General features: G+C 72.1%; 23 protein-coding genes. 1 reads left to right on the forward strand and 22 read right to left on the reverse strand.

All coding sequences use genetic code 11. The features are described 5' to 3' along the window. Positions 1-24 precede the first annotated feature (24 nt). From Bequi_RS01670 to rpsB, 8 genes are all read right to left on the reverse strand, one after another. Complete coding sequence (locus Bequi_RS01670) at positions 25-1,365, reverse strand: M50 family metallopeptidase (protein WP_249736267.1); 1,341 nt, start codon at positions 1,363-1,365, stop codon at positions 25-27. 52 nt (positions 1,366-1,417) lie between these two features. Next, the gene (locus Bequi_RS01675) at positions 1,418-1,966 is read right to left on the reverse strand and encodes a DivIVA domain-containing protein (protein ID WP_249736268.1); all 549 of its coding nucleotides are present in this window, start codon (positions 1,964-1,966) and stop codon (positions 1,418-1,420) included. Between the two features lie 99 nt (positions 1,967-2,065). Next, on the reverse strand, positions 2,066-3,358 hold the full coding sequence (rlmN, locus tag Bequi_RS01680; protein WP_249736269.1) for a dual-specificity RNA methyltransferase RlmN: 1,293 nt from the start codon (positions 3,356-3,358) through the stop codon (positions 2,066-2,068). Then, a complete protein-coding gene (locus Bequi_RS01685) occupies positions 3,355-4,248 on the reverse strand; it encodes a phosphatidate cytidylyltransferase (RefSeq protein WP_249736270.1) in 894 nt (297 codons plus the stop codon). Before Bequi_RS01685 ends, rlmN begins: the two co-directional genes overlap by 4 nt. 33 nt (positions 4,249-4,281) lie before the next feature. Continuing rightward, positions 4,282-4,848 carry a ribosome recycling factor gene (gene frr / locus Bequi_RS01690; RefSeq protein ID WP_249736271.1) on the reverse strand — a complete coding sequence of 189 codons (567 nt, stop codon included), beginning with the start codon at positions 4,846-4,848 and terminating at the stop codon, positions 4,282-4,284. Positions 4,849-4,952: 104 nt separating this feature from the next. Next, on the reverse strand, positions 4,953-5,711 hold the full coding sequence (pyrH, locus tag Bequi_RS01695) for a UMP kinase (RefSeq protein ID WP_249736272.1): 759 nt from the start codon (positions 5,709-5,711) through the stop codon (positions 4,953-4,955). Between the two features lie 171 nt (positions 5,712-5,882). Next, the gene (tsf, locus tag Bequi_RS01700; RefSeq protein ID WP_249736273.1) at positions 5,883-6,707 is read right to left on the reverse strand and encodes a translation elongation factor Ts; all 825 of its coding nucleotides are present in this window, start codon (positions 6,705-6,707) and stop codon (positions 5,883-5,885) included. A 78-nt stretch (positions 6,708-6,785) separates the two neighbouring features. Further along, positions 6,786-7,727, reverse strand: a complete 942-nt coding sequence (rpsB, locus tag Bequi_RS01705) for a 30S ribosomal protein S2 (RefSeq protein ID WP_249736274.1) — start codon at positions 7,725-7,727, stop codon at positions 6,786-6,788. 458 nt (positions 7,728-8,185) lie between these two features. Between rpsB and Bequi_RS01710 the strand changes: the two genes are divergently transcribed. Continuing rightward, on the forward strand, positions 8,186-8,941 hold the full coding sequence (locus tag Bequi_RS01710) for a M23 family metallopeptidase (protein WP_249736275.1): 756 nt from the start codon (positions 8,186-8,188) through the stop codon (positions 8,939-8,941). On the opposite strand, the gene Bequi_RS01715 is transcribed toward Bequi_RS01710, so the two are convergent. From Bequi_RS01715 to Bequi_RS01780, 14 genes are all read right to left on the reverse strand, one after another. Further along, positions 8,889-9,920: a tyrosine recombinase XerC gene (locus Bequi_RS01715; RefSeq protein WP_249736276.1), complete on the reverse strand. Its 1,032-nt coding sequence runs from the start codon at positions 9,918-9,920 to the stop codon at positions 8,889-8,891. The two genes, Bequi_RS01710 and Bequi_RS01715, sit on opposite strands and share 53 nt — an antisense overlap. Before the next feature lie 79 nt (positions 9,921-9,999). Continuing rightward, the gene (gene dprA / locus Bequi_RS01720) at positions 10,000-11,253 is read right to left on the reverse strand and encodes a DNA-processing protein DprA (RefSeq protein ID WP_249736277.1); all 1,254 of its coding nucleotides are present in this window, start codon (positions 11,251-11,253) and stop codon (positions 10,000-10,002) included. Beyond that, on the reverse strand, positions 11,250-12,791 hold the full coding sequence (locus Bequi_RS01725) for a YifB family Mg chelatase-like AAA ATPase (protein ID WP_249736278.1): 1,542 nt from the start codon (positions 12,789-12,791) through the stop codon (positions 11,250-11,252). Before Bequi_RS01725 ends, dprA begins: the two co-directional genes overlap by 4 nt. Continuing rightward, positions 12,791-13,198: a YraN family protein gene (locus Bequi_RS01730; protein ID WP_249736279.1), complete on the reverse strand. Its 408-nt coding sequence runs from the start codon at positions 13,196-13,198 to the stop codon at positions 12,791-12,793. Before Bequi_RS01730 ends, Bequi_RS01725 begins: the two co-directional genes overlap by 1 nt. Before the next feature lie 89 nt (positions 13,199-13,287). Beyond that, complete coding sequence (locus tag Bequi_RS01735) at positions 13,288-13,590, reverse strand: DUF2469 domain-containing protein (protein WP_249736280.1); 303 nt, start codon at positions 13,588-13,590, stop codon at positions 13,288-13,290. Further along, positions 13,587-14,402 carry a ribonuclease HII gene (gene rnhB / locus Bequi_RS01740; RefSeq protein WP_249736281.1) on the reverse strand — a complete coding sequence of 272 codons (816 nt, stop codon included), beginning with the start codon at positions 14,400-14,402 and terminating at the stop codon, positions 13,587-13,589. Before rnhB ends, Bequi_RS01735 begins: the two co-directional genes overlap by 4 nt. 3 nt (positions 14,403-14,405) lie before the next feature. Continuing rightward, on the reverse strand, positions 14,406-15,233 hold the full coding sequence (lepB, locus tag Bequi_RS01745) for a signal peptidase I (RefSeq protein WP_249736282.1): 828 nt from the start codon (positions 15,231-15,233) through the stop codon (positions 14,406-14,408). Next, positions 15,230-15,856 carry a signal peptidase I gene (gene lepB, locus Bequi_RS01750; RefSeq protein WP_249736283.1) on the reverse strand — a complete coding sequence of 209 codons (627 nt, stop codon included), beginning with the start codon at positions 15,854-15,856 and terminating at the stop codon, positions 15,230-15,232. The genes lepB (Bequi_RS01745) and lepB (Bequi_RS01750) overlap by 4 nt, the downstream gene beginning before the upstream one ends. Positions 15,857-15,899: 43 nt before the next feature. Further along, entirely contained in the window at positions 15,900-16,250 is a 351-nt protein-coding gene (gene rplS, locus Bequi_RS01755) for a 50S ribosomal protein L19 (protein WP_249736284.1), read from the reverse strand. 300 nt (positions 16,251-16,550) lie between these two features. Further along, entirely contained in the window at positions 16,551-17,306 is a 756-nt protein-coding gene (gene trmD / locus Bequi_RS01760) for a tRNA (guanosine(37)-N1)-methyltransferase TrmD (protein WP_249736285.1), read from the reverse strand. A 1-nt stretch (position 17,307) separates the two neighbouring features. Next, positions 17,308-17,889: a ribosome maturation factor RimM gene (rimM, locus tag Bequi_RS01765; protein WP_249736286.1), complete on the reverse strand. Its 582-nt coding sequence runs from the start codon at positions 17,887-17,889 to the stop codon at positions 17,308-17,310. Between the two features lie 104 nt (positions 17,890-17,993). Further along, positions 17,994-18,236 (reverse strand): RNA-binding protein, encoded by a 243-nt coding sequence (locus Bequi_RS01770; RefSeq protein ID WP_249736287.1) that lies wholly within the window; start codon positions 18,234-18,236, stop codon positions 17,994-17,996. A 2-nt stretch (positions 18,237-18,238) separates the two neighbouring features. Continuing rightward, positions 18,239-18,772, reverse strand: a complete 534-nt coding sequence (rpsP, locus tag Bequi_RS01775; protein WP_249736288.1) for a 30S ribosomal protein S16 — start codon at positions 18,770-18,772, stop codon at positions 18,239-18,241. A gap of 232 nt (positions 18,773-19,004) precedes the next feature. Beyond that, positions 19,005-19,571, reverse strand: coding sequence for a DivIVA domain-containing protein (locus Bequi_RS01780; protein ID WP_249736289.1), 567 nt, complete (start codon positions 19,569-19,571; stop codon positions 19,005-19,007). Between the last annotated feature and the right edge of the window lie 36 nt (positions 19,572-19,607).

The raw sequence follows: 19,607 nt of genomic DNA on the forward strand, positions 1-19,607 counted from the left end.
TCGGAGGGGTCGGTGCGGGGGCGCTCACGGGAACAGCGTCACAGGCTTGACGATGTCGGCGTACAGCAGCAGGACCGTCATCACGAGGAACCCGATCGCGACGACGTTCGTCAGCGGCAGCAGCCGCGACATGTCCACCGGACCCGGATCCGGGCGGCCGCGCAGCCGGGCGATCATCCGCCGCGCCCCCTCGAGCAGCGCGCCGGCCACGTGCCCGCCGTCCAGAGGCATCAGCGGGATCAGGTTGAACACGAACAGGGCCATGTTCAGCGAGGCCAGCATCGACAGGAGCGTCGCGATCTTCGCCGTGAGATCGAACCCGGGCTGGTCGGCGGAGGCGATCTCGCCGGCGAGCCGGCTCACCCCCACCACGCCGATGGGACCGTTCGGGTCCCGCTCCCCGCTGCCGAACGCCGCCTGCGCGACCTCCACGAGCCGCACGGGGAGCCCGATCACCACGTGCGCGGTGCCGGTGAAGGTCTGCCAGACCATCTGGGGGACTGCGAGCGGCGAGGCCCGGCGCAGCTCCTGCCCGGGGGCGATGCCCAGGAAGCCCACCTGATCGGTGGCGAAGGTGCCGTCGGCCTGCGTCACCGCGGCGCCGTCGGGTCCGATGACGGGCCGCGCATCGACGATCGGCGTGGCATGCAGGGTGGTCTCGGCGCCGTCCCTGCGCACCACGACCTCGACGCTGCGGCCCCCGGCCCCGCGCACGGCGGTCGTGACGTCGGACCACTGGGCGATGGGCGTCCCGTCGATGGAGACCAGCTCATCGCCCGGGCGGATCCCTGCGGCGAGGGCGGGAGCCTCGGGCCGCCCCTCGCAGGAGGTGCCGACGGGCGCATCGGCGGGGACCACGCACTCGGAGACCGATTCGATCGTGGTCGAGGGCGCGGGCAGTCCGATCCCGCACGCGAGCACGGCGAGCAGCACAGCGCTGATCAGCAGGTTCATCGCGGGGCCGCCGAGCATCACCACGAGCTTGCGCCGCACGGGCAGCGCCGCGAAGGTGCGGTGGGCCTCGGAGGGGTCGTACTGGGCGGCCTCCCACTCCTTCGCGTCGTCGGCCATCTGCTGGAACAGGCCCGTGGAGTCCTCGCGGATCGTGCCGGGCGGATCGGCCGCGCGCGGCGGGTACATGCCGATCATGCGGATGTAGCCGCCCAGCGGCACGGCCTTGATCCCGTACTCGGTCTCGCCGCGGCGGCGCGAGTAGAGAGTCGGCCCGAAGCCGACCATGTACTGGGTGACGCGCACGCCGAAGGCCTTGGCGGGCACCAGGTGCCCGATCTCGTGCAGGGCGATCGAGAGGCCGATGCCCAGGGCGACGAGCACGACGCCCGCCGCGTACAGCAGAGCCGTCACGGGCGTGCCGGCTTCTCCTGGGACCGGGCGCTGCAGCGCCCGCGGGAGAGGATCACGGGACGGAGGCCATCAGATCGGCGACATGGTCGAGGTACACGTCCACTACGGCCTCCTGGTACCCCTCGGCACCCTTGCGCCGACGGAAGGCCGCCCGGCGCACATCGTCCACGCTCATCGGAAGGCCCTCGGTGAAGTAGCCGACGAGCTGGTCGCACAGGGCGTCCACGTCCGTGCGGTCGTAGGAGAGAACCCCTTCGGCGCCCGGGGCGAAGCGCTGCCCGGCCGGGCGCTCGAGGCGCTCCTTGAGGGTCTCCGCGCGCTCGGTGAGCTGGGCGATCCACGCGCTCTCCCCGTGGCGGGCGATCTCCGCGTCTCGCTGCTGGAGGGCGAAGGCGTCGGCGAGGCGGTCCAGCGCCTCGTCCACCGCACGCATGTCGTAGCCCCCGCGCTCATCGCCGAAGCTCGCCGAGGCCACCTCCGTCGTCCCGAAGGAGGAGTCGCCGCTCTCGTAGGCGGAGCGCGCCCGGGCGAGGAACTCATCGACCTCGCGCGGCGAGTAGCCGACGCTGACGCGCGAGACGCGCTCGAAGGACGTGGTCACGAGGATCTCCTCCAGGTGGGACGGATGCGGCGGTGCAGGGATGCTCCCCCACTGTAGCGAGCGGGAGCGCGGCGGCTGGGAAGGCGCGAGAGCGGGGACTCAGCCGTCCGCGCCCTCCGCGCTCTCGGTCCCCGTACGGGCCGCGACCGCCTCGACGCGTGCCATCCGCGCCTCGCGGTCCTCGCGGTGCGTCTCGGTCTCGATGACGGTGGCCGCGAGCTGGCCGCAGGCGCCGTCGATGTCGGATCCGCGGGTGTCCCGCACGGTGGTGTGGATGCCGCTGTCGCGCAAGGTCTCCACGAAGCGCTTCTCGACCAGGGGATCCGAGGCCGTCCACTTCGAGCCCTTGACGGGGTTCAGCGGGATCGGGTTGACGTGGATCCAGTGGGCGCCGCCCTGGGCGATCAGGCGGTCGGCGAGGAGCTGCGCGCGGTGCTCCTGGTCGTTGATGTCGCGGATGAGTGCGTACTCGATGGAGACGCGCCGCCCCGTGGCCTCGAAGTACTCGTAGGCCGCGCCGAGGATCTCGTCGATGTCGAACCGCGTGTTGATGGGCACGAGCTCGTTGCGCAGGGCGTCGTCGGGCGCATGGAGGGACACGGCCAGGGTCACCGGGATCTCCTCCTTGATCAGCTTGCGCACCGCCGGCGCGAGGCCGACGGTCGAGACGGTGATGTTGCGCGCGCTCATCCCGAAGCCCTCCGGCGCGGGCGCGTTCAGCCGCTTGCACGTGGTCGCCACCGGCCGGTAGTTCGCCAGCGGCTCCCCCATCCCCATGAACACGATGTTCGAGACGCGGCCCGGCCCGCCGGGCACCTCGCCGTCCATGAGCTTCCGGTTCGCGATGCGCACCTGCTCGAGGATCTCGGCCGTGGAGAGGTTGCGCGTGAGCCCCATCTGGCCGGTCGCGCAGAACGGGCAGTTCATCCCGCAGCCCGCCTCGGAGGAGATGCACAGCGTGATGCGCCCGGTGTACCGCATGAGCACGGACTCCACGAGCGAGCCGTCGAACAGCCGCCACAGCATCTTCTGCGTCGCGCCGTTGTCGGCGCTCTGCATCGAGACCAGGGTCAGCAGCTGGGGGAAGAAGCGCTCTGCGAGGCGCTCGCGCTGGTCCTTGGGCAGATCGGTCATCTGCTCGGGATCGACCTGGGCGTGCTCGAAGTAGTGCACCGAGAGCTGCTTCGCGCGGAACGCGGGCAGGCCCATCTCGACCACGGCCTCCTTGCGCTCCTCAAGGGAGAGATCGGCGAGGTGGGCCGGGGGCTTGCCGCGGCGCGTCGGCCGCAGCTGCAGCTGCCCGGGTGCGAGTGCGACCTTCTCGCCCGGGATCGCCTCGCGGGACAGGTCCGGCAGCGGGCGCACGGAGGGATCGGGCAGGGAGGTGGTCATGGTGCGAGGATCTCCAGGAGGATGTAGGTGGCGGGCGCGGCGAGCAGGATCGAGTCGATGCGGTCCATCACGCCCCCGTGGCCGGGCAGCAGGTGGCCCATGTCCTTGATGCCGAGGTCGCGCTTGAGCAGCGATTCGGCGAGGTCGCCGCCGGTGGCGATGACCACCAGCACGACACCGAGGATGACGCCCATCCACCAGGGCGGGCCGTCGACGAGGGTCGTCAGGCCGACGGCCACGGCGGTGCCGAGCACGAGGGAGCCGCCGAAGCCCTCCCAGCTCTTCTTGGGGCTGATCGAGGGGGCCATCGCATGCGAGCCCAGCAGCACCCCGGCGATGTACCCGCCGATATCGCTCGCGACCGGCACCAGGATTGCGATCAGCACGAGGATCGCGCCGTCCGGGCGGTCGAACAGCAGCAGGGCGAAGCAGCCGAGGAACGGGACCCACGCGATCGTGAACACGCCCGCGGCGACGTCCCGCATCGCCAGCAGGCCCATCGACTCCGCGACCCGCCAGAGGATTACCACGCACACGGCGACGGCGGTGGCGAGCACGAGCCCGTCGAGCTGGAACACCACCGTGGAGACGACCATCCCGATCACGCCCACCAGCACGGGGAGCGCGGGGACGTGGAGGCCGCCGCTGGCCAGGGCGCGCGTGAGCTCGAGAACCGCCAGCAGCATCCCCACCGCGATGAGCACGGGGAACGCCTGGGGGAGCACGAAGATGCACGCGAGCAGGACGAGGACCAGCCCGACGCCCACGCCGATCGCCGCCGGCAGGTTGCGACCGGCGCCGCGGTGCTTCTCCGTCGGAACAGGGAGGACCGGCGCCGCCTCGTCAGGGGACGAGGCGGCGCGGTCGGGTGCCTGGGTGGAGAGCGTCACAGGGGCGTCGGAGCGCGGGTCGGAGCGCAGGGCTCAGACGGTCGCGAGCTCCGTCTCCTTGGCGGCGAGGGCCTGGTCGATCTGCTCGATGTACTTCTTGGTGAGCGCCTCGAGGTCCTTCTCGGCGCGCGTGCCCTCGTCCTCGCCGATCTCCTTGTCCTTCACGAGCTTCTCGATGGCCTTCTTCGCGTTGCCGCGGGTGCCGCGCACGGCGATGCGGCCGTCCTCGGCCTTGTTCTTCGCCTGCTTCACGTAGTCGCGGCGGCGCTCCTCCGTGAGGGCGGGGAGCACCAGGCGCAGGTTGTCGCCGTTGTTCGTGGGGTTCACGCCCAGGTCGCTCTCGCGCAGGGCAGTCTCCACCGCGGTGGTTGCGGACTTGTCGTACGGGGTCACGATGACCGTGCGCGCCTCGGGGAACTGCAGCGAGGCGAGCTGGTTCAGGGGGGTGGGGGCGCCGTAGTACTCCACGGTGATGTTCTGGAACATCGCGGCGTTCGCGCGACCCGTGCGGATCGTCGTGAACTCCTCCTTGGTGACGTCGATGGTCTTGGCCATCTTCGACTCGGCGTCCTGCATGATGCCCGAGATGTCCTCGCTCATGGGGTGCTCCTCATTCTGATCCGGTAGGGGGACGGGGCCGAATGGGGCCCCGTGTTCCGTTCCATTGTCCCTCACCGCGCCGCCGGGCTCGCTGAGGGGGCCGCTCAGCCGCCGGTGACGATGGTGCCGATGCGCTCGCCGACCATGGCGCGGGTGATGCTGCCCGGCTCGTCGAGCCCGAAGACGACCATCGGCTGGCTGTTGTCCATGCACAGGCTGAACGCCGTGGCATCCACCACGCGCAGGCCCCGCTGGAGGGCGTCGGCGTAGGTGACCTGGTCGAGCTTGGTGGCGGTGGGATCGAGCCGCGGATCGGCCGTGTAGACGCCGTCCACGCCGTTCTTGCCCATCAGCACCTCCTGGCAGCCGATCTCCAGGGCGCGCTGCACGGCCACGGTGTCGGTGGAGAAGTACGGCATCCCCGCTCCCGCGCCGAAGATGACCACGCGGCCCTTCTCGAGGTGCCGCACGGCGCGCAGCGGGAGGTACGGCTCGGCGACCTGGCCCATGGAGATGGCGGTCTGGACGCGAGTGGAGACGCCCTTCTGCTCGAGGAAGTCCTGCATCGCGAGGGAGTTCATGACCGTGCCGAGCATGCCCATGTAGTCGGCGCGACGGCGATCCATGCCGCGCTGGGACAGCTCCGCCCCGCGGAAGAAGTTCCCTCCGCCGACGACGATCGCGCACTCGACACCCTGGGCGACGCCCTCGGCGATCTCTCCGGCGATGCGGGAGATGACGTCGGGATTCACACCGACCGCCCCTCCCCCGAACGCCTCACCGGAGAGCTTCAGGAGCACGCGGCGCCCGTCAGCCTTCTTGGGGAGCACGGGAATCTGCGAGGTGATGGTCGCCTGGGCCATGGTGGTCCTTCCGCTCGAAGTCTTCGCAGAGCTTACCGGGCCGGATGGGCGGACCTCCTGCCGAGCTGGTCGAAGGTGACCACCCCCGCATCCTCGGGGGCCGGACGCACGGCGGCCCCGCACCAGGAGGTGCGGGGCCGCTGCGTCGGGACCGGAATGGCCCCGGGGAGATCAGTTGCCGACGCGGAAGCGCACGAAGCCGGTGAGCGTGCCGCCCACGGACTCGAGCACCTTGCCGACGGTCTGCTTGGGATCCTTGGCGAACGCCTGGTCCAGCAGCACGTTCTCCTTGAAGAAGCCGGTCAGGCGGCCCTCGACGATCTTGGGCAGCGCGGCTTCCGGCTTGCCCTCGTTCTTCGCGGTCTCCTCGGCGATGCGACGCTCGTTCTCGACCGTCTCCGCGGGGACGTCCTCGCGGGTCAGGTAGAGCGGCGAGTAGGCGGCGATGTGCATCGCGATGTCGCGAGCGACCTCGGCGCCCTTCTCGTCGGTCGCCACCAGCACGCCGACCTGCGGGGGCAGGTCCTTGTTGGTGCGGTGCATGTACTCGGTGACCTTGTCGCCGAGGACGCGGCCGATGCGGCGCACGACGATCTTCTCGCCCATGGTCGCGCCGGCGGTGGTCAGCGCCTCGCCGAACGCGGTCTCCGCGAGATCCTCGGGGTTCTGCGCACCGGACTCGACGGCGGCGGCGACGGCCTCGTCGCCCAGGGCGACGAACTTCGCGTTCTTGGCGACGAAGTCGGTCTCGGAGTTCAGCTCGATGAGCGTGCCCTCCTGCTGGTCGTCCAGATCGCGGATCGAGAACGCGATCAGGCCCTCGGAGGCGCTGCGGCCCTCGCGCTTGGCGATGCCCTTCAGCCCCTTGACGCGGATCAGCTCGACAGCCTTCGCCTTGTCGCCGTCGGCCTCGTCCAGAGCCTTCTTGACGTCGAGCATGCCGGCGCCGGTGGACTCGCGGATCTCCTTGATGTCAGCAGCCGTGTAGTTGGCCATGGTGACTTCCTTCTGTGGTGGAGGTGATGGTCAGTGCCGGAGGGCGCGAGCAGGCGCCCGCGCCCTCCGGTGCGACGGTCAGGACTCGGTGGTCTCGGTCTTCTCGGCGACCTCGGCCGCGGGGGCCTCGGTGCCGTTCTCGACGACCGCAGCGGTCTCGGAGACCTCGGCCTCCAGGGGCGCCTCGGCGGTCTCGCCCGCAGCGACGGACTCCTCCGCAGGGGCGTCGGACTGCTGGACCTCGGACTGCTTCAGCAGCTCCTGCTCCCACTCCGCCAGCGGCTCGGCGTCGACGGCCGAGACGTTGCGCTCGCGGCGCTCGTCCTTCGCGTGGCGGGCCTGGAGGCCAGCGGCGACGGCATCGGCGATGACGCGGGTGAGCAGCTCGACCGAGCGGATCGCGTCATCGTTGCCCGGGATCGGGTAGGCGATGTCGTCGGGGTCGCAGTTGGTGTCGAGGATCGCGACGACCGGGATGTTGAGCTTGTGCGCCTCGTCGATGGCGAGGTGCTCCTTGTTGGTGTCCACGATCCACACGGCGCTGGGGGTGCGCGCCATGTCGCGGATGCCGCCGAGGGTCTTCGACAGCTTGTCCTTCTCGCGGCGCATCATGAGCAGCTCCTTCTTCGTGCGGCCGGAGGAGGCCACATCGTCGAAGTCCACGAGCTCGAGCTCCTTGAGGCGGGTCACGCGAGCGGACACCGTCTGCAGGTTGGTCAGCATGCCGCCGAGCCAGCGCTGGTTCACGTAGGGCATGCCCACGCGGGTCGCCTGCTCGCGGATCGGCTCCTGCGCCTGGCGCTTGGTGCCGACGAAGAGGACCGTGCCGCCGTGGGCGACGGTCTCGCGCACGAACTCGTACGCCTTGTCGATGTAGGTGAGGGTCTGCAGCAGATCGACGATGTAGATGCCGTTGCGCTCGGCGAAGATGAAGCGCTTGACCTTCGGGTTCCAGCGACGGGTCTGGTGACCGAAGTGGACGCCGCTCTCGAGGAGCTGGCGCAGGGTAACGACTGCCATGATGTCTCTTTCCTGGTCCTGGGCTCGCACGGCGCACCTCGTGGGCGTCCGCGGTCATCGCGCAGGACCTGCATTCTGGGTTGTCCCTCCCACCGGATGGCGGAGGCCTGGTGCCCGGCTCTCCGGCCGCCCCGCCTCCTGCCGCTGCGCGCAGGTATCCGGGGACGCCTTGCTGCGGGGAATGGCGAGGACCGCTGGACGGAGGAACCGTGCGGGCACGCGAAGTCACCCGGACGAGCCGGGTGCTGGGGTCACTCTATCCGACGCAGGTGCGCCCGCGCAGTCGGGGGCGGGGCGCCGTGCGTCACTACTGCGTGAGTCGCTCCTGCGTGCGTCACCGCGGCAGGCCCCCGCTGCGCTTCCGCGCGCTGACGCGCGCGAGTCCTCCCCAGCGCCGGGTTCTCCCCCGCACGGGCCGCGACCGCACGGGACGGGCCCGCAGGCAGGAGGCTCGGCCCATGCCGCTCGCCTCTGCCTCTGCGCCTCTTCCTCTTCCTCTTCCTCTTCTCACTGCAATCGCGCTCGCGATCGCCCTCGTGCTGGGCGCTCCGCTCGCCCCGGCGGCTCCCCCGCCGGCGCCCACTCCCCCGGCCGACGCCCGCGCGCTGGCAGCGACTGCCGCGACCGCGGCGCGAGAGACGGGAGCCTCCCCCATGCCCGGTGCCGCAGGAGCGGGCGGCGCAGGAGCAGACGGCCCTCCCGGCGCCCGACCCGCTGCTCCTGCCGCCGGCGCGCGCTGGACCTGGCCGCTGCCCGACCCCCATCCGGTCGTGGAGCCTTTCGACGCCCCCGCGCATCAGTACGCATCGGGGCATCGCGGCCTCGACATCGGCGGCAGCGGGGAGGTGCGCGCGGTCGAGAGCGGGACCGTGCGCTTCTCGGGGATGGTCGCCGGTCGCCCCGTGGTCTCGATCCTGCACTCGGACGGCCTGATCTCCACGTACGAGCCCGTCGTCTCGGACCTGCAGGCCGGGCGGAGCGTGGCCGCCGGGGAGGTGATCGGGATGCTCGGGGCGCAGACGGAGCACTGCGCGCAGGCGTGCCTGCACCTGGGCGCTCGGCGCGGCGAGGACTATCTCGATCCGCTGCCGCTGCTGGAGGGGCCCCGGCCGAGCGTGCTGCTGCCAGTGGCCGGCACCCTGCGGCCGGCCGGGAGCGTGCTCACGCCCGCGGGTGGGCCTGCTCCACGGTCGCCCGCAGGCGCTCTGCGCTGACGTGGGTGTAGATCTGGGTCGTGCCGAGGGATGCGTGCCCGAGGAGATCCTGGACGCTGCGCAGGTCGGCGCCGCCCTCGACGAGGTGGGTCGCAGCAGTATGGCGCAGCGTGTGCGGGGTGATGTGCCGCGCGATGCCCGCCTCGCGGCCGTGCCGGTCCACCAGCTCGCGCACCGCCCGGTCGCCGAGGCGTCCGCCGCGCGCGCCGAGGAACACCGACGCGCTCTCCCGGCCCGCGAGGAGGACGGGCCGGCCTCGATCGAGCCACTCCTCGATCGCGGCCAGCGCCGGGATCCCGACGGGCACGATCCGCTCCTTGGCGCCCTTGCCGAGCACCCGCACGGTGCGCTGAGCGTGGTCGATCCGGGTGAGATCCAGCGCGGTCAGCTCCGAGACCCGCAGTCCCGAGGAGTACAGAAGCTCGAGCACGGCGGCATCGCGCAGGCGGATCGCCTCCGCTCGGGGGTCCTCGGCCGGGCTGCCGGCAACTGTGTCCGTCCCGGAGTCCGCACCCGTGCCTGCGCTCCTGGCGGGCGAGGGCGCCGGGGTGCCGGGTTCGACCGGCCGGGCGCCCGGGGCTTCCTGCACGGTGCGGATCAGCTCCTCCGCCTGGTCCTGCGTGAGCACCGTCGGCAGGTGACGGCCTCTGCGCGGCGCCCGCAGCCGGCCCCCGACGTCGTGGGGGATCCGCTCCGTCGCCGCGAGCCAGGAGGTGAAGGTGCGCGCCGCCGCGGCCGCACGAGCGAGCGAGGCGGCGGAGAGCCCGGCTCCGGAGCGCTCCGCGAGCCAGGAGCGCAGCGCCGCGACATCGAGCTCAGCGATCTCGATCCGCTCGCGCTCGCGCAGGTGCGCCAGCAGGTCTCGCGCCTCGCGCTGGTAGGCGCGCACCGTATGCGCGGAGCGGCCGCGCTCGAGGTGCAGGTGCGCCGCGAAGGCGGCGATCAGCTCTGCGTCCTGGTGCTCTCTCGCGGCGGTCATCCCCCGAGTGTTCCACGGCCGCACCCACGCGCGGATTCTGGCGCTGGCGCCGGCGCCGAAGGCTCCCCGATGCGCGGACTCAGGGGGCGCGCCGCACCCGCTCCTCCTTCTGCGCGAGGAGCCCGAGCAGCGCGAGCCGGCCGAGCGCGCCCTGCACCTCGGGCAGAGGCAGCCCGGTCTCTCCCGCGATCCGCTCCGCAGTCGTCCAGGAGCGGGCGGGGACCGCGGCGCAGATTCGGTGATCCGCGGGGCTGAGCAGATCGAGCTCATCGCTGCGCGCGAATCGGGAGTCCCCGGCCGGAGCCGCTCCGGGGAGCAGCTCGCGGATGTCCTGCATCTCCGTGACGAGCGTCGCCTGGCCCTCGCGGATCAGGCGATGGCATCCGGCTGACGCCGCCGAGGTCACCGGTCCCGGCACCGCCGCGACGCTGCGCCCGATCTCGGCGGCGCGGTTCGCGGTGGCCAGCGCACCGGAGCGCCAGGACGCCTCCACCACGACCGTCACCGCGCCGAGCGCCGCGATCAGCCGGTTCCGCGAGAGGAACCGCCAGCGCGTCGGCGACGTGCCCGGCGGCGCCTCGGAGACCAGCAGGCAGCGCTCCCGGATCAGCTCGAGCATGCGGGCGTTGCCCCGCGGGTAGAGCCGGTCGAGCCCGCCTGCGAGGACCGCGACCGTCTCCCCGCCGCGAGCGGCGAGGGCCCCACGGTGCGCCGCGGCATCGATGCCGTAGGCGCCGCCGGAGATGACCGCGCAGCCGTCGGCGGCGAGCTGCGAGGCGAGAGCGGCGGCGCAGTCCTCCCCGTACGTGGTGGCCGCCCTCGAGCCCACGACGGAGACTGCCCGTGCACCGCTCAGCGCGGGCAGCGAACCCGGCCCGTGGACCCACAGGCAGTGCGGAGCGCCTGGCCCGAGATCGTCCAGCGCCTGCGGCCATTCCTCGTCCCCCGGCACCAGCACGCGCATTCCGGTGCCGTTCGCCTGCTCGAGCACCTCCTCGGGGCGCACCTGCGCGAGGCGGGCCGACCAGCGGGCCATCCCCTCGGCGATGCGGCGCCCCGCGGTGCCCCCGCAACTGTCGACGAGAGCGCCCGCATCCCCTGCGCGCACGGCATCGAGCGCGGCGACGGGGCCCAGCTGGGTGCACACGGCGTGCGCGAGGGCGTCGTCGGGCTCGGCCAGGAGGGACCAGGTGATGCGCGCCCAGCGCTCGCCGTCGGCGTCCTCGTGCTGCGCTGGAAGCACGTGATGCGCTGTGTGCACTGCGTGCTCGACGGAATCGGTGTGCTGGAGGTGCTCCGCACGTGCGGCGTGCTCGGAATTCTCGATGCTCATCGCTGGTCCTCTCCTCGGAGTGTCAGGGCGCGGCCGACGTGATCGGCTGTGGGGCGGGGCGAACCGCTGAGATCCGCCAGGGTCCAGGCCAGGCGCATCACGCGGTCGTGGCCGCGCAAGGTGAGCCGCCCGCGTCCGAGCGCGTGCTCGAGCAGTCGCGCCGCCTGGGGCTCGGGAGCGAAGCGGCCCCGCAGCTGCGGGCCGGGGATCTGGCTGTTGAGGGACCAGGGATGCGCCGCGAAGCGCTCCTGCTGGCGGGCGCGGGCGGTGCGCACGCGCTCGGCGATGCTCGCGGAGCATTCGGCCCCCTCGGCACTGCCTGACTGCACCGCGGAGGGAGGGACCTGCAGGCGCATGTCGATCCGGTCGAGCACGGGCCCGGAGAGCCGCGAGACGTACCGGCGGCGCTGCATGGGCGTGCACGAGCAGTCCTTCCCGCTGCCCCATCCCTTCCCGCAGGGGCACGGGTTGGCCGCGAGCACGAGCTGGAAGCGCGCAGGGTAGCGAGCCACGCCCTTGGCGCGATGGAGCGTGACGTCTCCCGTCTCCAGGGGCTCCCGCAGCGCTTCGAGGACGGCGCGGTCGAACTCCGGCGCCTCGTCGAGGAACAGGACGCCGGCATGGGCGCGGGAGATCGCGCCGGGCCGGGCGATCCCGCTGCCGCCGCCGACCATGGCCGAGGCGGTGGCGGTGTGGTGGGGGCTCTCGAAAGGAGGGGTCCGGATCAGTCCGCCGCGGGCGTCGAATCTGCCGGACAGCGAGCGGATCGCGCTGACCGCGAGGGCGTCCTCGGCCTCGAGCTGCGGCAGGATCCCGGGCAGCCGCGAGGCGATCATCGTCTTCCCGGCGCCGGGCGGTCCCTGGAGCAGGAGGTGATGCCCGCCCGCTGCGGCGACCTCGGCCGCGAAGCGCGCCTGGTGCTGGCCGATCACATCGCGGAAGTCCGGCGGGGAGGGGGGTTCGGCAGCGGGGGTGGGAGCGTCCGCGGCCGGGGCCTGCGCGGGCCGCGGCGGCGTAAGGGGGATGCGTGCTCCATGCGCACGGAGCACAGCAGCGAGGTCGGGAGCGGCGATGACCCTGATGCCGTCGACGAGCTGCGCCTCGGCGGCGTTGGAGTCGGGCACGACGACCGTGCGCACCCCGGCGGCGCGCGCGGCGAGCAGCGCGGGCAGGATTCCCGGGACCGGGCGCAGCAGCCCGTCGAGGCTGAGCTCCCCGAGGTGCAGCACGGGCGCGATGGCCGCGGCGGGGATGACGCCCTGCGCCGCGAGCACGGCGACCGCGATCCCGAGGTCGAAGCCGGAGCCGCTCTTGGCGATCCAGGCGGGGCTCATGTTCACGGTGATGCGGCGCTGGGCGAGCGAGGCGCCGATCTGGGCGGCTGCGGCGCGCACGCGGTCGCGGGACTGCAGGGTGGAGCTGTCGGGGAGGCCTACGAGGGAGAAGACCGGCAGGCCCGGCGAGACGTCCGCCTCGATCTCCACGAGCGTCCCCTCGAGACCGGCCAGGGCGATCGAGAGCGTGCGGGCGACCTCCATCAGAACACCCCGGGCAGATGCTCGATCACGCAGGTGCCGTCGGCCCGCACCTCGACGGCGACGACGTCGATCCGCAGGTCGCGGTGGCGCGGGGAATGCGTCAGCAGGTACTCCCCCGCGAGCTGGCGCAGTCGCCGGAGCTTCTGCGGGGTGACCGACGCCTGCGGGAGGCCCGTGACGAGGGTGCGGCGCGTCTTCACCTCGAGGAAGACGAGGGTCCAGCCGTCGATCGCGACGATGTCGATCTCCCCCGTGCGGAAGCGCACGTTGCGATCCACGACGGTCCATCCGGCCGCGGCGAGCAGCTCGGCGATGAGGTCCTCACCGGCCTGCCCGAGCTGGCGGGTGGTGAGCTGGGAGACGGGGAGCGGGACGGGAAGGCGGATCGCCGGAGCCTGGGTGGTCATGCCCCCAGCATCGTGCGGGCGCCCGCGGTCCCGTCAGCGCAACGAGTCCGCTGTGGAGAACGCTCGCGTGGGGAGGATTCGCGGCCCGCTCAGGGCAGGGAGATGTCGGGCTTCGCGAGCTCTTCGATGTTGACGTCCTTGAACGTCACCACGCGCACGGAGCGCACGAAGCGGCTCGCGCGGTAGATGTCCCAGACCCAGACGTCGGCCAGGGTGAGCTCGTAGAACACCTCGCCGCCGGCGGAGCGGACCTGCATGTCGACCTGGTTGCACAGGTAGAAGCGGCGATCGGTCTCCACCACGTAGGTGAACAGGCTGGCAACGTCCCGGTACTCCCGGATCAGCTGCAGCTCCATGTCGGACTCGTAGTTCTCGAGATCCTGCGTGCTCATCGCTGCGCCTCCTCCTCACCCGGGCGAGGGTCGCCGTCCCGGGCCTCCCACAGTACGCCAGTGCCGCTGGTGGGGATCTGCAGGAGAGCCGCCTGCGCGCTCGGCAGGAGATTCCAGGAGCGCCGATGGGCGGCATGCGGGCCGAGACGCGCGATCGCCGCGCGGTGCGCCGCGGCCCCGTAGCCCTTGTTCTGCCCCCAGCCGTAGTCCGGGGCGCTCTCGGCGAGAGCGACCATGCCCGCGTCTCGGTCGACCTTCGCCAGGATGCTCGCCGCAGCCACGCTCGCGCAGTCGCGATCGGCCTTCACCTGGACGTGCACGCGCGGCGGCGGGCCCTCGAGGAGAGCGGAGCCGCTCTCCCCCGAGCGGCGGAGGTCTGCGAGGGCGGGGGTGATGACGTCGACGCTGCCGTCCATGATGATCGCGTCGACCGCGCAGGGAAGGGCGGCGATGGCTCGGGCGGTCGCGAGTGCGAGCACCGCCATGATCCCCCGCTCGTCGATCTCCTCCGGGCTCGCGGAGCCGAGCGCCCAGGCGTGCGCGCTCTCGCGGATCGCAGGGGCGAGGAGCTCGCGGCGGCGGGCCGTCAGCGCCTTGGAATCCCGGATCCCCTCCGGCAGGGGCGTCACGCAGCGGCCGTCCTGCACGAGCACGGCGCAGGCGCCGATCACGACGGGCCCGGCGAGGGCGCCGCGGCCGACCTCATCGACGCCGACGATCACGGCTCCTCCCCGCGGGGCGGCGCTCCGGCCGACGGCTTCGCGCGCGAGCGCGAGCTCGACGTCGTACGTCGGGACGATCCGGGGAGCCATCGCTCAGGACGCCGGCGGGACGTCCGCGAAGGTCTCCTCGCCGTCGTCCAGTCCCGACCAGTGGCTGACCGGCCAGAAGACCGCGACGGCCTTGCCGGTGACGTCGTCCAGCGGGATGAACGCCGGCTGGCCGTTGGCGCTGTGATAGGCGGAATCCGCCGAGGCGTAGCGGTTGTCCCCCATCACCCAGACGTCGCCCGAGGGGACGGTGATGTCGAATGCGACCTGGCAGGCGGGCGTTGCGGGATTGATGTAGGGCTCATCGAGGGTGACGCCGTTGACCTGCAGCGCACTGCCCCGCTCTGCGCAGACCACGTGGTCGCCGGGCAGGCCGATGAGGCGCTTCACGAGGTGGTTCTGCGCGGGATCAGGCGCCAGGCCCACCCAGCTCAGCACCTGCTGCAGCTGGTAGCGAGGGCCGTGAGGGCCGTTCGCGGTCGATCCGACCCAGTGCTGGGTGTCCTCGAAGACGATGACGTCCCCGCGCTGGAGATCGAACACGCCGGGCGTCAGCTTGGAGACGACGATCTTGTCATCCGTGATGAGAGCCGGGTTCATCGACTCCGAGGGGATGTAGAACGGCTGGATCAAAAAGGTCTTCACCAGGACCGCGATCACCAGCGCGACCACCATCGTGACCAGGTAGTCGAGCCAGCTGCCGCGGTAGGTGAACCCTCTCCGCTCGGCGGCGTGGGCGCCCTCGGCGGGGCCGTCGGCCTCTCCCGCGCTGCTCGCGGTCGCGGTGCCGGTGGCGCCGCGCAAATCCTCCGTGCCGTCGGCAGGGAGATCCGCGGCGGGGGTGCCGGCCGCGCGGGGCGCCTTCTCAGTCATCGCGCCGATTCTACCGGCGCGAGCGGTCCGGACCTCTCCAGCGGCCAGACGATGCGACTGGCCTCACCCGTCACGCGCTCCACCGGGATCATGCCGCCGCCCGGCGCGCCGAGGAGGTGGCGAGAATCCGTGGAGTCCGCGCGGTTGTCCCCCATCACGAACATGCGCCCGCGCGGCACCTCGAGGTCGAAGGCGATCGTGCTCGGGGCCGTGCCCGGGGCGAGGTAGGGCTCGGAGAGCGGGACGCCGTTGAGCACGAGCGCACCCGATTCGTCGCAGCAGCGGATGGTGTCCCCGCCCACGGCGATCACCCGCTTCACGAAGAACGGGGAGTCCTCGGTGCCGGGGAGGTAGCCCGACCCGTCGAACACCACGATCTCTCCGCGCTCCGCGCGCCCCCCGGCAGTGCGATCCGCCAGGAGCACGTCCCCCACCTGGAGGGTCGGCTCCATGGACGCGCTCGGCACGCGGAACGGCGCAGTGACGAAGGTGCGCACGCCGAGCGCCGCGACCAGGAGCAGGACGGTCGCGAGCGCGGCCAGGGCGAGCAGGCGCCTGCCCCGGGCGCGCTCCGGGGACAGCGCAGCGCCCGCAGTCTCGCTGGTCACGGGGTCCGTGCTCATGCGATCACTGCGGGCGCTGCGTGATGCTCAGGGATGCGGGCGATCAGGAGTGATCGCGCTTCTCCTTGATGCGGGCCTTCTTGCCGGTCAGGCCGCGCAGGTAGTACAGCTTCGCGCGGCGCACGTCGCCGCGGGTGACGACCTCGATGCGATCGATGGTCGGGGCGTGCACGGGGAACACGCGCTCCACGCCGACGCCGAAGGAGATCTTGCGGACGCGGAAGGTCTCGCGGATGCCGTCGCCCTGGCGGGCGATGACGTAGCCCTGGAAGACCTGGATGCGGGAGCGGTTGCCCTCGACGACCTTCACGTGGACCTTGACGTTGTCGCCGGGGCGGAACGTCGGGATGTTGTCGCGCAGCTGCGCCTTGTCGAGCTCGTCGAGCTTCTGCATGTCATTCTCCTGCCACTGGCCTCAGGTCCTGCGGCGTGTTCGCCGAGGCCGCGAGCGGCCCCGGAATGAACCTCCTGGATCCGGCGAGCCGAGGCTCGTGCCGGTGTGCTGGGCCTCTGGCCACGACTCCCATCGCGACGGACCTGCCCGGCCGCTTCGTGCGCTCCTCCCCTGAGGCAGAGGTGCGCGCGGCGTGCACAAGGAGCCATTATGCCGCGCGGGGGGCGTGATTGCCACGGGCGGCAGCGGCTCCGGCCCAGATCACACTGCGGGCCGGCCGCCAGCGGCGCCTCGCGCGGCTCAGAGCGCGCGAGGCTCCACCGCCGCGCCGTCAGCGCCCAGCAGATCCGGTCGGCGCTCAGCCGTGCGCTGCACGGACTGCTCGGCGCGCCAGGCGGCGATCACCGCGTGGTTGCCCGAGAGCAGCACCTCCGGCGCCTCCCGGACGACGCCGAGCGGATCCTCCCAGCTCGCGGGGCGCGTGTAGAGCGGGTACTCGAGCAGCCCCGAGGAGTGCGACTCCTCCACGAGCGATTCGGCATTGCCGACGACCCCCGGGATCAGCCGCACGACGGCCTCGGTGATCGCGAGGACCGCGACCTCGCCGCCGTTGAGCACGTAGTCGCCGAGCGAGGCCAGGGCGACCTCGGCACCGCTGTCGGCCAGGAACTCGTAGACGCGCTCGTCGATCCCCTCGTAGCGGCCGCACGCGAACACGATCCAGTCCCTTCCCGACCATTCGCGGGCGGTGGCCTGCGCGAACACGGCGCCCGCCGGGTTCGGGAAGACGATCAGCGGCTGCGCGTCAGGGCCGAGCTCCTCGCGCCCCGCAGCGATCACCGCGGCGAAGGCCTCCGCCCAGACGCCGGGCTTCATCACCATGCCGGCGCCCCCGCCGAGCGGGGAGTCGTCGACCGTGCGATGCCGGTCATGGGCCCAGGTGCGCAGGTCGTGGCGGTGCACCCCGATCAGCCCCTCGCGGGCGGCCTTCCCGATGAGGGAGAGCTCGAGAGGTGCGAGGTACTCGGGGAAGATCGTGATGACGTCGATGCGCATCTCAGACGCCCTCGGCCGGGCTCTCGGTCGCGTCCACGTCCTCGTCGTCGTCCTCGGGGAGGTCCTCGAACAGGCCTCCGGGCGGATCGGCGAGCACGATTCCGCCCTCGACATCCACCTCGGGGACGAGCGCCTCGACGAACGGGAGCATGACGCGGCGGCCGTCGAGGCCGCGCACGATGAGGAGGTCCTGGGCGGGATGGAGCTCGAGGTCGAGCACCGTGCCGAGCTCGCGGCCGTCGACGTGGCGCACGGCGAGGCCCTTCAGATCCGAGGGGTACCAGGCGTCCGGGTCCTCCTCAGCCTCCTCCTCGAGGTCGATCTCGAGGGAGAGGACGGCCCCGCGCAGCGCCTCGGCGTCGGTCCGCGAGGAGACCTCGGCGAACTTCGCGTACCAGCGACCCTGCTGCAGGCGGGTGGAGACGATGGTGAGGGTGCGCGCTCCCTCGTCGGCCGCGATCTCGAAGACGGTGCCGTCCTGGAGGCGCTCCTCCGGCTGATCGGTGCGCAGGATGAGGCTCACCTCTCCGCGCAGGCCGTGGGCCTTGCCGATGGTCGCGATCGTGACGTCTCTGGTGGTCATCGGAGCTCTCCGGGATCCTCGCCCGCGGGCGACAGGGTGGGGACATGCCGAAGGCGGCACCGAGAGCCGGTGCCGCCTTCGTCGGTCATGCGGGGCGATTCGCCTCAGCGGCGATCGACGTCGACGATGTCCACGCGCACGTCGTCATCCGACAGTGCGGCGGTCACCGTGCGCAGAGCACGGGCGGTGCGGCCGGAGCGGCCGATCACGCGACCCAGGTCGGCCGGAGCCACACGAACCTCCAGGAGCGGCCCGCGGCGGGTCGACTTCTCGGTGACGCGGACGTCATCAGGAGAGTCGACGATGCCGCGCACCAGGTGGTCCAGGGCTTCAGCGCGAGCGTTCATGCTCAGGCCTCGTCCGCAGCGGACTCGGTCTCGGCGGGAGCCTCAGCGGCCTCCTCGGCGGGAGCCTCGGACTCGGAAGCCTCGGACTCAGCGGCCTTGTCGGCCTCAGCCTTCTCCGCGGCAGCCTTCTCGGCCTCTGCAGCCTTCTCGGCCTCGGCCTCGGCCTTGGCCTTCTTGAGGTCCTCGCGCTTCGCGCCGGCGGCCTTGTCGGCCTCGGCGATGAGCTCCTCGGCGGTGGCCTTCTCGGCCTTCGTCTTCAGGGTGCCCTCAGCGCCGGGCTCGCCCTTGAACTTCTGCCAGTCACCGGTGATCTTGAGGAGCACAGCGACCTGCTCGGTGGGCTGCGCGCCCACGCCGAGCCAGTACTGCGCACGGTCGGACTTGATCTCGATGAACGAGGGCTCCTCGGTCGGGTGGTACTTGCCGATCTCCTCGATGACGGCGCCATCGCGCTTGGTGCGCGAATCGGCGACGACGACGCGGTAGAACGGTGCACGGATCTTGCCCATGCGCTTCAGACGGATCTTGACGGCCACGTATGGCGCTCCTTCGGAGATGTTCGGGTGAGGATCGCCGCTGCCTGTGGGGTGATGCGGGCGCAGGCGAGCCTCGGGTTGGACGCGAGCTGGCGGGTAGAGGGCCGGTCAGCACGCATACAAGGGCCCAGTATGCCAGGTCCCCGGCCGGGCTCGCCAGGCGGGAGGCTGTGGGCCGGGGCACGTCCGTCGGCGTGCGATCGCCCGATGGCCGGGGGGCCGACGGAAGCGCTCAGCGCAGGCGCAGCAGAGCGAGCACCCGCGCGAAGCGCTGCTCGACGTCCCGCTGCACGTACCCCTGGGCGAGACCGCGGTGCGGCACGAGGTGCGCCGACTCCAGGATGCCGATGCCAGCACGGCGCCGGAATCCCTCGTCGCCGCCACCCGTGAGCGCGCGCACCGCATCAGCGGTGGTCGCGTCCACGCTCTCCCGCGTGAAGAGCGGGGTGAGCAGGCCGAAGCGGGCGAGGGCGGGAGTCGTCCGTGTGAGCAGATCAGCCGCCACTGCGCAGTCGATGGGGCCGGAGCCGGAGTCCGGGACCAGCTCCGCCAGGGCCGGCGCGAGCACGTCGTCCAGGAAGTCGTCGACCTCCTGCATGTCGTACCCCTCGGACATGCGCACGGGGGCGAAATGGATGGACGGGAGCTCCGCGCGGAGGACCGCGGCGTCCCGGGGGTCCGGGGAGGCCGCGGCACTGGCAGCCCGGTCGAGGAAGGCGTCGACCTCCCCCACGTCGTAGCCCTCGCTGAAGCGGACCGGCGTGAAGCGCTGGTCTGCGATGATGCGGGCGAGATCCATCGGGACTCCTCTCGGGGCGGGAGGACTGAGACTACC

The sequence above is a fragment of the Brachybacterium equifaecis genome (assembly GCF_023509525.1).
GTDB lineage: Bacteria > Actinomycetota > Actinomycetes > Actinomycetales > Dermabacteraceae > Brachybacterium > Brachybacterium equifaecis.

What these genes read in the sequence shown, in the direction of transcription:
- rlmN (WP_249736269.1), bottom strand. Translation starts at nt 3,358, where the DNA reads ATGACCACCTCCCTGCCCGATCCCTCCGTGCGCCCGCTGCCGGACCTG.
- frr (WP_249736271.1), bottom strand. Translation starts at nt 4,848, where the DNA reads ATGAGCGAGGACATCTCGGGCATCATGCAGGACGCCGAGTCGAAGATG.
- pyrH (WP_249736272.1), bottom strand. Translation starts at nt 5,711, where the DNA reads ATGGCCCAGGCGACCATCACCTCGCAGATTCCCGTGCTCCCCAAGAAG.
- tsf (WP_249736273.1), bottom strand. Translation starts at nt 6,707, where the DNA reads ATGGCCAACTACACGGCTGCTGACATCAAGGAGATCCGCGAGTCCACC.
- rpsB (WP_249736274.1), bottom strand. Translation starts at nt 7,727, where the DNA reads ATGGCAGTCGTTACCCTGCGCCAGCTCCTCGAGAGCGGCGTCCACTTC.
- Bequi_RS01710 (WP_249736275.1), top strand. Translation starts at nt 8,186, where the DNA reads ATGCCGCTCGCCTCTGCCTCTGCGCCTCTTCCTCTTCCTCTTCCTCTT.
- Bequi_RS01715 (WP_249736276.1), bottom strand. Translation starts at nt 9,920, where the DNA reads ATGACCGCCGCGAGAGAGCACCAGGACGCAGAGCTGATCGCCGCCTTC.
- dprA (WP_249736277.1), bottom strand. Translation starts at nt 11,253, where the DNA reads ATGAGCATCGAGAATTCCGAGCACGCCGCACGTGCGGAGCACCTCCAG.
- Bequi_RS01725 (WP_249736278.1), bottom strand. Translation starts at nt 12,791, where the DNA reads ATGGAGGTCGCCCGCACGCTCTCGATCGCCCTGGCCGGTCTCGAGGGG.
- Bequi_RS01730 (WP_249736279.1), bottom strand. Translation starts at nt 13,198, where the DNA reads ATGACCACCCAGGCTCCGGCGATCCGCCTTCCCGTCCCGCTCCCCGTC.
- Bequi_RS01735 (WP_249736280.1), bottom strand. Translation starts at nt 13,590, where the DNA reads ATGAGCACGCAGGATCTCGAGAACTACGAGTCCGACATGGAGCTGCAG.
- rnhB (WP_249736281.1), bottom strand. Translation starts at nt 14,402, where the DNA reads ATGGCTCCCCGGATCGTCCCGACGTACGACGTCGAGCTCGCGCTCGCG.
- lepB (WP_249736282.1), bottom strand. Translation starts at nt 15,233, where the DNA reads ATGACTGAGAAGGCGCCCCGCGCGGCCGGCACCCCCGCCGCGGATCTC.
- lepB (WP_249736283.1), bottom strand. Translation starts at nt 15,856, where the DNA reads ATGAGCACGGACCCCGTGACCAGCGAGACTGCGGGCGCTGCGCTGTCC.
- rplS (WP_249736284.1), bottom strand. Translation starts at nt 16,250, where the DNA reads ATGCAGAAGCTCGACGAGCTCGACAAGGCGCAGCTGCGCGACAACATC.
- trmD (WP_249736285.1), bottom strand. Translation starts at nt 17,306, where the DNA reads ATGCGCATCGACGTCATCACGATCTTCCCCGAGTACCTCGCACCTCTC.
- rimM (WP_249736286.1), bottom strand. Translation starts at nt 17,889, where the DNA reads ATGACCACCAGAGACGTCACGATCGCGACCATCGGCAAGGCCCACGGC.
- Bequi_RS01770 (WP_249736287.1), bottom strand. Translation starts at nt 18,236, where the DNA reads ATGAACGCTCGCGCTGAAGCCCTGGACCACCTGGTGCGCGGCATCGTC.
- Bequi_RS01780 (WP_249736289.1), bottom strand. Translation starts at nt 19,571, where the DNA reads ATGGATCTCGCCCGCATCATCGCAGACCAGCGCTTCACGCCGGTCCGC.